The organism is Trujillonella endophytica (assembly GCF_900110555.1).
GTDB lineage: Bacteria > Actinomycetota > Actinomycetes > Mycobacteriales > Geodermatophilaceae > Trujillonella > Trujillonella endophytica.
The window spans coordinates 1-12,491 of sequence record NZ_FOEE01000016.1 but is presented as its reverse complement, the minus strand read 5'-3'; the positions used below and the strand labels follow the sequence as shown (position 1 = coordinate 12,491).

Genomic DNA, 12,491 nt, shown 5'->3' with positions numbered 1-12,491 from the left:
GCGTTCCCGACGGTGCCGCGGCGATCCCGCCCGCAGGGTCCCGAATCCACCCGCAGGGTCCGCGCCTGGACGACGACAGCGGCCGCCGTCCCAGGGGAGGGACGACGGCCGCTGCGAAGGGTCGTGCTGGTTACTCGGCGGTGCGGCGACGCTTGCCGGCGAGCACCAGGCCACCACCGATGGCGAGGGCGGCCAGGCCACCGATCGCCGGGACGGCGACCGAGGCACCGGTGTAGGCGAGCCCACCCGAGCCGGTCGTGCCGCCGGTGACGGTGATCGGCAGCGTCACGAACCGCGCGTTGCCGGCGAGGTCCACCCCGGAGGCGACCAGCGTGTGCGACCCGGAGGCCAGACCCGCGGGGACGACGACGCTGACCTCGAAGTGGCCGTTGGCGTCGGCGACCGTGTGGGTCAGCACCTGCGGCTCGGAGTACACGATGAGCGACACGGTCGAGCCGGGCAGGAAGCCGTCACCGGAGAGGACGACGGTCGAGCCCGCCGCGATCGAGCCGGTGCCACCGTCGGGGCGGGAGATCGGCCCGTCCGAGCTCGGGACCGACGAGGGCACCGAGGGGGAGGCCGCCTGGCCGACGGGCAGCTCGGCGGAGTCGGCGCCGAAGTGGCCGACCGAGTCGACCGTGCTGACCACGATGCGGTAGGTCACGCCGGCCTCGGTGTCCAGCCCGACCAGGCAGGTCATGGGCGCGTCGAGAGCGGTCTCGCAGACGGTGTCCCGGTCTCCCCACTCGCCACCGATCGAGATGAGGTCGACGGCGTACTTCTCCACCGGGAAGCTGCCCGGGGTGGTGAAGGCGGACCAGTTCACGCGCACCGACGCCACGCCGGGGGTGACGGACACGCCCTGCGGAGCGCTGGCCCCGACGAAGGGGTGGACCGTGACGGGCGCGCTGGCGGCCCCGTCGCCCTCGGCGTCGCTGACCCCGCGGACCCGGACGTCGTAGCTCTGGCCGTTGGTGAGGCCGTCGACCGTGATCGACGTCATCGCGTACGCGTCGCTGTAGGTGTCGGTGGCCGGGACCCAGGTGTTGGTGCCGACGATGTTGTACTCGAAGGAGTCGGACTCCGTGCCGTCGTAGTCCTCGTTGAACAGGATCTCGGCCTCGCCGTTGCCGTCGACGGCGAACAGGTCGACCGGCGCCAGCGGGGGCTCGAGGACCTCGGGAGCCGCGCAGGGCTCCACGTAGCCCTCGACGATGCCGCGCCAGCTGCTGCCGTAGTCCGAGACGCCGTTGGCGGGCATGTCGCCGTCCAGGACCTCGGCGTCGACCCAGCCCGCCGCAGCGACCTTGTTCACACCGGGCTCGACACCCACGACGGCACCGGCGCCGCCGAACTCGCCGCCGCCGCCGTCGCCGCCGAACGCCTTGAGGACGAAGTCGGTGCCGGTGACGACCGAGCCGGCACCGCCACCGCCGCCGCCGCCGACCGTGCTGAGCGCCGGGGGGAGCTCGGGGTCGGGGTCGGGGTCGGCCTCGGCCAGGACCGGCTGACCGGCCTCGCCGGGTGCCACTCCGAGACCCCCGGAGCCGCCGCCCTCGACCGAGCCGTCGCCACCCTCGGTGCCGGCGTCGATGTCGAAGTGCTGACCCGCGACGACCGGGGTCGACCCCCGCAGGATGCCGCCGGACGAGCCGTCGGCGTCGTACTCGGCCTCGATGGAGCCCCAGCCGCCGCCGCCGCCGAGGATGAACCAGCTGACCGAGCAGTAGCCCTCGGGAACGGTGAACCCGTCCTCGCCGATGAGCTGGTCGCCGTACTCGTCGGCGCGGTCGGCGTCAGTGGTGAAGCTGAAGCCTTCCAGCTCATCGGTCGCCGAGGCGACGCCGCCGAGGGACAGCAGGGTGGTGGACATGGCGATCGCGCTGACGGCCGCGAGGCCGAGCGTCCGCCGAGTTGGTGCTGCGAGATTCACGCAGACTCCCCGAAGTGGGCCCGGTACACGCCGGGCTCGCTGGTCCGGGATGCCGGACTCGTGGAGCACAGGACCATGCGGATTCCCGACGACACACCGCGCCACACGGGGCAGAACGCATGGGGTGTGGCGTGACCTGATCGTGACCTTGGACGCGAAACCGCAGGTCAGCGACAGGCGAAATAGTGCCGGAACTCGACGAACCGCTCGGGTTCCGGTTGTGGAGATACGTTCCGGACGGTCTCGGATCCGATACCGAGCGCCTCACCGGGGAGGCCCGGACAACGGCAACGAGCGCCGTCCCGGGAAGCCCGGACGACGACAGCGGCCGCCGTCCCGCAGGGGGACGACGGCCGCTGTGCGGGGATCGTGCTGGTTACTCGGCGGTGCGGCGACGCCGGCCGGCGAGCACCAGACCGCCACCGAGCGCGAGGGCGGCCAGGCCGGCCATCGCCGGCACGGCGACCGCTGCGCCGGTGTAGGCGAGGCCGCCCGAGCCGGTCGTGCCACCGGCGACGGTGATCGGCAGCGTCAGGTACCGGAGCGCGCCGGTGAGGTCCACACCGGAGGCGACCAGCGTGTGCTGCCCGGCCACCAGCCCGGCCGGCACCGTGACGGTCACGGTGAAACTGCCGGAGGCATCGGCGACGACCGTCGTCAGCACCTGCGGCTCGGAGTAGACGAGCAGCGTGACCGTCGAGCCCGGCAGGTAGCCCGAGCCGGAGAACGTCACCGGCGAGCCCACAGCGACCGATCCGGTCTGCCCGGCCGGGCGCACGAGATCCCCGCTCCGCGCGGGCACGCCGGCCGGCACCGACGAGCGCGGGACGTCGGAGACGGTCACGACCGCCGAGTGGGCACCCGGATTGCCCTCGGCGTCGACGGGGGTGACGCCGAACGTGTGGCTCCACCCCGGCGTGGCGACCAGGACGCACGTCCGCACGTCGGGAGTGGTCTCGCAGGCGATGCCGGAGGCGCCGTCGGTGCCGTCCGCGGACGTGGCCTCACCTCCGACGACGTATCCGGCCAGGCCGTAGGTGCCCGGCGAGGTGGGCGCGTCCCAGGTGAGGACGATCGACGACGGGCCCGCGGTGGCGCGGACGTTCACGGGGGCGCCGATCGCGAGGTACGGCGTGGCGGTGACCTCGTCGCTCCAGGCGCTCGGCCCCACGGCCGAGGTCGCCCGTACCTGGACGTCATAGGCGGTCCCGTTCGCCAGCGCGGCGAGCGCGCCGATCCGTGCGCCCTGCTCGGCGCTGGTGGGCAGCGGATCGTGCGTGGCGCCGCCGTCGGTCGTCACCTCGTAGCCGGTGACCGGGGACTGCGCGTCCGCGTCGAACGCGCCCGGCAGGAAGCTCAGGTCCAGCGCGCCGCTGCGGCCGGCCTCGACGGCCAGGCCCTGCGGGGCGCTCGGGGCGGCCAGGACCGGAGCGCAGGGGGAGACGACGACCTCGACGAGGCCGGCTCCGGTGGGGCCGGGGACTCCGGCGCTCAGGCCGTCGGGGAGAGCCAACGCGCCGCCGCCGATCCCCTGGAGGGGACCTCCGCCGGCACCGCCGGGGGCCTGGACGGCGAAACCGCCCGGGCCGGTGACCGCGGACCCGCCGCCACCACCACCGCCGGCACCCGCCGGCATGGGTATGAACATCCCCGGCATGCCTCCGGGCATGGGCATCATCAGCACGCCACCGGCGGCCGCGGCCGGGGCGGAACCGGTTCCCGCCACCCCGCCGACCGAGAAGGCGCCGGGGCCGCCGGCCGTGCCGACGGTCACCGCGTAGACGCCCGGCGCCGCCGCGGTGTCGCCCTGCACGACCTCTCCGGGCAGCCCGGCACCGTAGTACCCGGAACCCCCCGCGGCCCCGCGCACCGTCCAGGACATCTGGCAGTAGCCGGACGGCACCGTGAAGGCGCCGTCGATCAGCGAGTACCCGTCCTCCGCGACGCTCGCGGCGTCGGTGGAGAAGCGGAGCTCGGACGGGCCCCCCGGGAGCGGGGTCGCCGAGGCGACCCCGCTCAGGGACACGAGGGTCGTGGACAGGGCGATGGCGCCGACGGCCGCGAGGCCGAGCGCACGCCGGGACGATGGTGCGAGATGCACGCGGACTCCCCGTGGAGGACCCGGATCACGCCGGGCTCGCTGGCCCGGGTCGCCGGGCGCGGCAGAAGGGACCACGCCGTCCCCCCGCGCCGAGCCGCGCCACACGGGCCGCGACGCCTGGGACCCGGCGTGACCTCGCCGTGACCCTCGCGGCCCGGTCGGCCGTCATGATCGGGAGGGATCGCGCCGGAACACGACGAACCGCGCACTCCGCCGTTGTGCTGATCTGTTCGGGCCGCTCTCGATCCGGTACCGCGCCCGCCTCCGGCGCCCGTTCTCAGCGGATCTGGACGCCGGAGATCGAGCGGGCGATGACCAGTCGCTGGATCTCCGAGGTGCCCTCGAAGATCGTGTAGATCTTGGCGTCGCGCGCCATCCGCTCGACCGGGTAATCGCGGGTGTAGCCGTTGCCGCCGAGGATCTGCATGGCCTGCTCGGTGACCCGCACCGCGGTCTCGCCCGCGACGAGCTTGGACATCGACCCCTCCGCGGCGGTGAACTGCCGGCCGGTGCTGGCCATCCACGCGGCGCGCCACACCAGCAGCCGGGCGGCGTCGATCGACGTCTTCATGTCCGCGAGCGCGAACGCGATCGCCTGGTTCTCGATGATCGGCCGGCCGAACTGCACCCGCTGCTTGGCGTACTCCAGCGCGTACTCGTACGCGGCCCGGGCGACGCCCACCGCCTGCGCCCCGACGGCGGGACGGGTGCGCTCGAAGGTGGCCATCGACGGCTGGGTGCGGCCGCTCTTCACCCCCTCGCGGGCGCGGGCCAGCCGCTCGTCGAGCTTCTCCCGCCCGCCGAGCAGGCAGTCGCCGGGGATCCGGCAGTCGTCGAGGACGACCTCGGCCGTGTGCGAGGCGCGGATGCCGTGCTTGAGGAACTTCTGCCCCTGGCTGATCCCCGGGGTACCGGGGGGAACGACGAAGCTGGCGTGCCCGCGGGCGCCGAGCTCGGGGTCGACGACGGCGGTGACCACGTGCACGTCGGCGATCCCGCCGTTGGTGGCCCAGGTCTTGGTGCCGGTCAGCACCCACTCGCCGTTCCGCTCGTCGAGGACCGCGCGGGTGCGCATCGCCCCGACGTCGGAGCCGGCGTCGGGCTCGGACGAGCAGAACGCGGCCACCTTCGGCTCGGCCTCGGTGCCGAACATGCCCGGGACCCACCGGCCCACCTGCTCGTCCGTGCCGTTCGCCCGCACCGACGCCGCGGCCAGGGTGGTGCCGACGATCGCCAGCCCGATGCCGGCATCGCCCCAGAAGAGCTCTTCCATGGCGATCGGGATGCCGAGCCCCGACTCGTCGAACCACTGGGTGGCGAAGAAGTCGAGCGAGTAGAGCCCGATCTTCGCGGCCTCCTGCAGCACCGGCCACGGAAAGGCCTCGCGCTCGTCGTACTCGGCGGCCGCGGGGCGGACGACGTCCGCGGCGAACTCGTGCACCCACTTCTGCAGCTCCACCTGGTCCTCGGTGAGCTCGAACGACACGGCCATGCGGGGGTCTCCTTCGTCGGTCCTGCGGTGATCATCGGCGACCGGTCGTCGCGATCGGCGCGGCGGCCGACCACTCGCCGATGATCGACGAGCGGGGCCCGGGTCGTCAGAGCGGACGGATGCGCCCCACCAGGTGCTCGGTCCCGGCCGTCGCGTTGCGGACGGCGACGTCCCAGCCGCTGCCGCGCTGCCCGCTGGCCAGCGTGACCGTCGAGGGCAGGAACAGCGGCCTGCGGAAGCCGACGTCCACCGTCAGCGCCTCGGGCAGCCGACCCGTCAGCGCCGCCAGGGCACGCGCCTTCACCCACATGCCGTGCGCGATGGCCCGCTTGAAGCCGAACGCCTTGGCGCTGAGCCCCGACAGGTGGATGGGGTTCACGTCGCCGGAGACGGCGGCGTAGCGGCGGCCGGCGTCGGCGGGCACCCGCCAGGTGATGGTGCCGGGGCCGAGGTCGGCGATCTCGACGTCGACGTCGGCCTCCGGCGCACCCTCGGGTGCCGTGGCGCCGCGGGCCAGGTAGGTCGACCTGGCCCGCCACACCTCCGCCCCTCCGGCGGAGACGGAGGCGCAGAGGTCGACGGTCGCCCCGCTGCGGTGCCGGGCGAAGCGCTCGGCCCGGACCTCGAGGTCCAGGGCCTCCCCTGCCCCGATCGGCCGGAGCACCTCGATGCGGTTGCGCACGTGCACCAGGCCCGGGAGGGCCAGCGGGAACGCGCGGTCGGTCATCAGCGCGACCTGCAGCGGAAAGGCGAGCACGTGCGGATAGGTCGCCGGCAGCGTGTCGGCCAGCGGGAACCGGCAGACCCGCGCGTACGCGGCCACCTCGGCCGGGTCGACGACGACGCCCCGGCGCGCCACCCGGTCCTCGGGCAGCGCCCCGCCCCGGCCCCGGGCGGTCAGCGCCGCCCGGGCGAGCAGCGCCGGCATCGACGGTGCCGCCTCCAGCACGGTCGTCGCCATCACGCCCCCAGCATCGACTGGCCGCAGACCCGCACGACCTGGCCGTTCACGCCCGCGCTGCCCGGCTGGGAGAGCCAGGCGATCGTCTCGGCGACGTCCACCGGCAGCCCGCCCTGCTGCAGCGAGTTGATCCGGGAACCGACCTCGCGGGTGCCCAGCGGCATCTTCGCGGTCATCTCGGTGACGATGAAGCCCGGGGCGACGGCGTTGATCGTGGCCCCGCGGGCGGCGAACTCCGGCGCCCAGGCGCGGACCATGCCGATGATCCCGGCCTTGCTCGCCGCGTAGTTGGTCTGGCCGCGGTTGCCGGCGATGCCCGACTGCGAGCTCACGCAGACGATCCGGGCGTCCGGGCGCAGCACGCCCTCGGCGGCCAGCAGCGCAGCGGTGAGGTCCAGCTGGGCCTGCAGGTTCACCGCCATGACCGAGTTCCAGCGGGCGGCGTCCATGTTGACCAGCAGCTTGTCCCGGGTGATCCCGGCGTTGTGGACGACGACGTCGACGCCCCCGTGCCGCTCGCGCAGGTGCGCCACCAGCCGGGCCGCGGCGTCGGCGGCGGTGATGTCGAGCTGGAACGCCGTCCCGCCGATCTCGTTGGCGACCTCGGCGAGCGACTGACCGGCGGCCGGGACGTCGACCGCCACGACGTGCGCGGCGTCGCGCGCCAGCACGCGCGCGATCGCCGCACCGATGCCGCGGGCCGCCCCGGTGACGACGGCGACCTTGCCGGCCAGCGGCCGCTCGCCGTCCTCCCCGGTCGGGACGTCGGCCGCCGCGAGCGTGAGCACCTGGCCGTCGACGTAGGCCGACCGGCCGGAGAGGAAGAAGCGGACGGGCGAGGCGACCGCGGACTCCGCGCCCTCGGGCACGTACACGAGGTTCGCCGTGGACCCGTCGCGCAGCTCCTTGCCGACGGACCGGATCAGCCCGTCGAGCGCCTGGCGGGCCGCCGCGGTGGCCGGGGAGTCGGTGGCGGCCGGCGGGTCGGCCAGGATCAGCACGCGGCCCGAGGTGCCCAGCCGCTTGATCGCCGGGGCCAGGAACTGGTACGCGGCGGCCAGCTGACCGGGCGAGGTCAGGCCGGTCGCGTCGAGCAGGACGGCGGCGGGCTTCTCGCCGTCGGTCGGGCCGTCGGCGACGACCGGGGGGAGCACGGCCACGCCGGCGTCGGTCAGGACCCGGGTCAGGGTGTCGCCCAGCCGACCCCCGCCGGTCGAGCCGAGCACGGCCGGGCCGGGCAACAGAGGCCGCCCGGGCTCGTACCGGCGGAGCACCGCCGGGCGCGGGAGGCCGAGCTGCCGGGTGATCGTCGTGCCGAAGCCGGAGTTGGCGAAGTCGCGGTACCAGTCGCTCACGGGGAGTTCCTCTCGGAGGTCGGTCGCCGGGTCGCGGGTCCGTGCACTTCCGCGCTGCTGCACCGTGCAGAAGCGCGGAGTTGCACGTGGAACGTCGGGAAAGTGGGGGGGTGCGGCGATCAGGACTCGAGGATCGCGACGACGCCCTGGCCGCCGGCGGCGCAGATGGAGATCAGCCCGCGCCTGCCGGGCCCGGCCTCGTGCAGCATCTTCGCCAGCGTCGCGATGATCCGGCCGCCCGTGGCGGCGAACGGGTGCCCGGCGGCCAGCGAGGAGCCGTTGACGTTCAGCTTCGACCGGTCGATCGCGCCGAGCGGGGCGTCGAGGCCGAGCCGCTCCTTGCAGAAGCCCGGGTCCTCCCATGCCTTCATCGTGGCGAGCACGGTGGACGCGAACGCCTCGTGGATCTCGTAGAAGTCGAAGTCCTGGAGGGTGAGCCCCTGGCGGGCCAGCAGCACCGGAACCGCGTAGGCCGGGGCCATCAGCAACCCCTCGCCGCCGTGCACGTAGTCGACCGCCGCCGTCTGGGCGTCGACCAGGTGCGCGAGCACCGGCAGACCCCGCTCGGCGGCCCACTCGTCGGAGGCCAGCAGCACCGCGGAGGCGCCGTCGGTGAGCGGCGTGGAGTTGCCCGCGGTCATCGTGGCGGCGGGGTCGCCCGTGCCGAAGACCGGGGCGAGCTTCGCCAGCTTCTCCATCGAGGAGTCCGGCCGCAGGTTCTGGTCGCGCGACAGGCCCAGGTACGGGGTGACCAGGTCGTCGAAGAACCCGCGGTCGTAGGCGGCGGCCAGGTTCTGGTGCGAGCGGACGGTCAGCTCGTCCTGCTCCTCGCGGCCGATCTCCCACTCCTTGGCGGTGATCGCGGCGTGGTCGCCCATCGCCAGGCCGGTGCGCGGCTCGGCGTTGCGCGGGATCTCCGGCGCCAGCTGGCCGGGCCGCAGCCCGCGCAGGGCCTTCAACCGGTCGCCGAGGGTCGTGGCCGAGTTCAGCCTGATCAGCACCCGGCGCAGGTCCTCGTTCACGGCCAGCGGCGCGTCGGAGGTCGTGTCCGTGCCGCCGGCGATGCCGGACTCGATCTGCCCGAGGGCGATCTTGTTGGCGACCAGGACCGCCGCCTCCAGCCCGGTGCCGCAGGCCTGCTGGACGTCGTAGGCCGGCGTGGACGCCGACAGCCGCGACCCGAGCACGGCCTCGCGGGTGAGGTTGAAGTCGCGTGCGTGCTTGAGGACGGCGCCCGCGACGACCTCGCCGACCTGCTGGCCCTGCAGCCCGAAGCGCGCCACGAGCCCGTCGAGGGTCGCGGTGAGCATGTCCTGGTTGGACGCCTGCGCGTACCGGGAGTTGGACCGGGCGAACGGGATCCGGTTGCCGCCGACGATCGCAGCCGTGCGGGGGGTGGTGGCCATGGGTGGACCTCCGGGTCGGGGGTGGTCTCGCTTTGCTAGGTACCCAGAGTACCCAGTACCTTCGGTTACATGAAAGCCGAGGCGGTGAGCGGCACGTCGCAGGACAAGGTGGCGCAGCCCGCGCGGCGCCGCGAGTCGGAGCCCCGGATCGTCGGCGGGGAGCGCCGCGAGTCGGAGCCCCGGATGGTCGGCGAGCGCCGCGAGTCGGAGCCCCGGATCACCGCCCGCGACCGGCGCGACTCCCGCTGGGACGAGCACCGGCGCGCCCGTCGCGAGCAGCTGGTCGACGCGACCCTGGCCGCGGTCGCCCGGCACGGCGCCGGCGTCGGCATGGAGGAGATCGCGGCCGCGGCCGGCACCAGCAAGACCGTCGTCTACCGGCACTTCGCCGACCGCGGCGAGCTGTACGTCGCCGTCTGCGGGCGGGTCGCCGCGCAGCTCACCGCCGCTTTGCGCGAGGCGATGGCCAGCAGCACCGACCCCCGCGAGCGGGTCGGTGCCGCCGTCGAGACCTACCTGGCGTTCCTGGAGGCCGACCCCGAGCTGTACCGCTTCGTCGTCCGGCACCCGCTGCTGGACCTCCCCGGCGACAGGGATCCGATCAGCTCCCTGTCCGACCTCGTCGGCGACCAGGCGGCGGCGCTGGTCGCCGCGTCGCTGGCCGACGCCGGCCGCGACCCCGCCCCCGCGGGGCCCTGGGGCCACGGCCTGGTGGGCCTGGTCCGCTCGGCCGCCGACTGGTGGCTGCGCGCCGACCGGCCCATGCTCCGGTCGGATCTCGCCGCCCACCTCACCGAACTCGCCTGGGCCGGCCTCGCCGGCGTGCTCCCCGGCACCGATCCCGAGAACCGCACGACCGAGGAGGAACAGTGACGCAGTCCCTGCCCCGCAGCGTCGACCCGCAGCGCCTGCAGGAGGTGCTGGACGGGCGCTGGTCGCACGTGCGGCGCGCCGCCCGCGAGCAACTGGCCGGCGAGACGTTCGCCCCGGTCTACGGCGAGACGATGCAGGAGGCGCGGGAGCGGATCACCCGGCTGGCGGTCGAGCTCGCCGCGACCGGCCGGGTGGGCCTGGGCTTCCCCAAGGAATACGGCGGGGAGGCAGATGCCGGCGGCTCGGTGACGTCGATCGAGATGCTGGCGTTCGGCGACCTGTCGCTGATGGTCAAGGCCGGCGTCCAGTGGGGGCTGTTCGGCGGCGCCGTGCAGCTGCTGGGCACCCGGCGGCACCACGACGCCTACCTGCGCGACATCATGAGCTTCGCCCTGCCGGGGAGCTTCGCGATGACCGAGACCGGGCACGGCTCCGACGTCCAGCAGCTGCGCACGACCTGCACGTACGACCCGCGGACGCAGACCTTCGACCTGCACACCCCGCACCAGGCCGCGCGCAAGGACTACATCGGCAACGCCGCGAAGGACGGCCGGATGGCCGTCGTCTTCGCGCAGCTGATCACCGGCGGCGAGAACCGCGGCGTGCACGCCTGGCTGGTGCCGATCCGCGACGCCGAGGGCGCCCCCCTGCCCGGGGTCACCATCGGCGACGACGGGCCGAAGGCCGGCCTGCTCGGCGTCGACAACGGCCGGCTGAGCTTCGACCACGTGGCGGTCCCCCGGGACATGCTGCTGGACCGGTACGGGCAGGTCGCCGCCGACGGCACCTACACGAGCTCGATCGAGAACGAGACGCGTCGCTTCTTCACCATGCTCGGCACGCTGGTGCGCGGCCGGGTCAGCGTCGGCGGCTCGGCGGGGTCGGCCACGAAGACGGCCCTCGACATCGCCGTCCGCTACGGGGAGGTGCGCCGCCAGTTCACGGCGCCGGGCCGGGACCGCGAGATCGTCGTCAACGACTACCTGGTGCACCAGCGCAAGCTGCTGCCGGCGCTGGCCACCTCCTACGCCCTGCACTTCGCCCAGGAGGAACTGGTCGGCACGATGCACGACGTCCAGACGGCGGTGCACGAGCACGGGCAGGAGGTCGACGAGGCCGCCCAGCGCGAGCTGGAGTCCCGCGCCGCCGGCCTGAAGGTGGCCAATACCTGGCACGCGACCCGCGCCATCCAGATGTGCCGGGAGGCCTGCGGCGGGGCCGGGTACCTGCAGGAGAACCGGCTACCGCAGCTCAAGGCCGACACCGACGTCTTCAGCACCTTCGAGGGCGACAACACGGTGCTGCTGCAGCTGGTGGCGAAGGGCCTGCTCACCGGCTACCGCGACGCGTTCGGCTCGCTGGACGGCTGGGGCAAGGTCTCCTTCTTCGCCGACATGGTGCGCGAGACCGTCCTGGAGCGGACGGCGGCCCGCGGCCTGATCGCCCGGCTGATAGACGCGGTGCCCGGGCGGGACGAGGAGGTGCCGCTGCGCGACCGCGGGTGGCAGCTCAAGATGTTCGAGTTCCGCGAGAAGCACACGCTCGAGGGTGCGATCCGGCGGCTGCGCAGGAACGCCGAGGTCGAGGGCATGGAGCCGTTCGACATGTTCAACGACGTCCAGGACCACGTGCTGCGCACCGCGCAGACGCACATCGACCGGATCGTGCTGGAGGCGTTCGTCGCCGGCGTCGACCGGGCCACCGACCCCGACGCGCAGGCGCTGCTGGACGCCGTCTGCGACCTGTACGCGCTGTCGACGATCGAGGCGGACAAGGGCTGGTTCCTCGAGCACGGCCAGCTGACCCCGGCCCGGTCGAAGGCGGTGACCGCCACGGTCAACCAGCTGCTGAAGGAGCTGCGGCCGCACCTGGTCACGCTGGTCGACGGCTTCGCCATCCCGCACGAGTGGAAGCGGGCGGCGATCCTCGAGGAGGAGGCCGACCGGCAGGAGGCCATGGCCGCGCACGACGCGGAGCTGCGGGCCGAGGCCGGGGCGGGCACCCCGGCCGACACGGCACCCGGCGACACCGCGACCTCGGTCGAGGTCCCGCCGGGCCAGTGAGCGGAGTCGCCCGAGTGCGGATCCCGCACTGTCGTGTCTCCGGACCTCTGTCGCAGTGATGTCTGAGGACATGTGTCGCACTTCGGTTAGGCCGCGCAGAGTGTGGCGTAACGCTTGGCCGGGTTCAGGGTCAGTTGGCCGATCAGGTCGCCGCTGAGGGCGTGGAAGCTGACCTGGGGGCCGTTGACCAGGGCGGTGACCTGGGCGCCGCCGTAGGCGGCGCCCAGGCGGATCAGGTGCCGGCCGAGGGTCACGGTGCCGTGCGGGATGACGGTGAGTCGGTGCACGGTGGCGTCGGTCTGCAGCG

Annotated in this window: 9 protein-coding genes; 2 read left to right on the top strand and 7 right to left on the bottom strand. The window is 74.0% G+C overall.

Annotated features, from left to right (window positions below):
* Nucleotides 1–130: 130 nt before the first annotated feature.
* The 6 genes from BMY88_RS19920 to BMY88_RS19895 form a co-directional block, all read right to left on the bottom strand.
* Nucleotides 131–1,873, bottom strand: a complete 1,743-nt coding sequence (locus BMY88_RS19920; RefSeq protein WP_091947878.1) for a fibronectin type III domain-containing protein — start codon at nt 1,871–1,873, stop codon at nt 131–133.
* Nucleotides 1,874–2,309: 436 nt separating this feature from the next.
* Nucleotides 2,310–4,034 (bottom strand): fibronectin type III domain-containing protein, encoded by a 1,725-nt coding sequence (locus BMY88_RS19915; RefSeq protein ID WP_091947875.1) that lies wholly within the window; start codon nt 4,032–4,034, stop codon nt 2,310–2,312.
* A 277-nt stretch (nt 4,035–4,311) separates the two neighbouring features.
* Nucleotides 4,312–5,526, bottom strand: a complete 1,215-nt coding sequence (locus BMY88_RS19910; protein WP_091947873.1) for an acyl-CoA dehydrogenase family protein — start codon at nt 5,524–5,526, stop codon at nt 4,312–4,314.
* Nucleotides 5,527–5,632: 106 nt separating this feature from the next.
* Nucleotides 5,633–6,487: a MaoC/PaaZ C-terminal domain-containing protein gene (locus BMY88_RS19905; protein ID WP_091948069.1), complete on the bottom strand. Its 855-nt coding sequence runs from the start codon at nt 6,485–6,487 to the stop codon at nt 5,633–5,635.
* Nucleotides 6,487–7,842, bottom strand: a complete 1,356-nt coding sequence (locus tag BMY88_RS19900; RefSeq protein WP_091947870.1) for a 3-oxoacyl-ACP reductase — start codon at nt 7,840–7,842, stop codon at nt 6,487–6,489. Before BMY88_RS19900 ends, BMY88_RS19905 begins: the two co-directional genes overlap by 1 nt.
* 119 nt (nt 7,843–7,961) lie before the next feature.
* On the bottom strand, nt 7,962–9,248 hold the full coding sequence (locus tag BMY88_RS19895) for an acetyl-CoA C-acetyltransferase (protein ID WP_091947867.1): 1,287 nt from the start codon (nt 9,246–9,248) through the stop codon (nt 7,962–7,964).
* 69 nt (nt 9,249–9,317) lie between these two features.
* Here BMY88_RS19895 and BMY88_RS19890 point away from each other — a divergent pair, with 69 nt between their 5' ends.
* On the top strand, nt 9,318–10,121 hold the full coding sequence (locus BMY88_RS19890) for a TetR/AcrR family transcriptional regulator (RefSeq protein ID WP_244524813.1): 804 nt from the start codon (nt 9,318–9,320) through the stop codon (nt 10,119–10,121).
* A complete protein-coding gene (locus BMY88_RS19885) occupies nt 10,118–12,184 on the top strand; it encodes an acyl-CoA dehydrogenase family protein (RefSeq protein ID WP_091947863.1) in 2,067 nt (688 codons plus the stop codon). The genes BMY88_RS19890 and BMY88_RS19885 overlap by 4 nt, the downstream gene beginning before the upstream one ends.
* Before the next feature lie 86 nt (nt 12,185–12,270).
* Here BMY88_RS19885 and BMY88_RS19880 read toward each other — a convergent pair.
* On the bottom strand, nt 12,271–12,491 hold a 221-nt coding region (locus tag BMY88_RS19880; RefSeq protein ID WP_428978324.1), incomplete at its 5' end, for a hypothetical protein.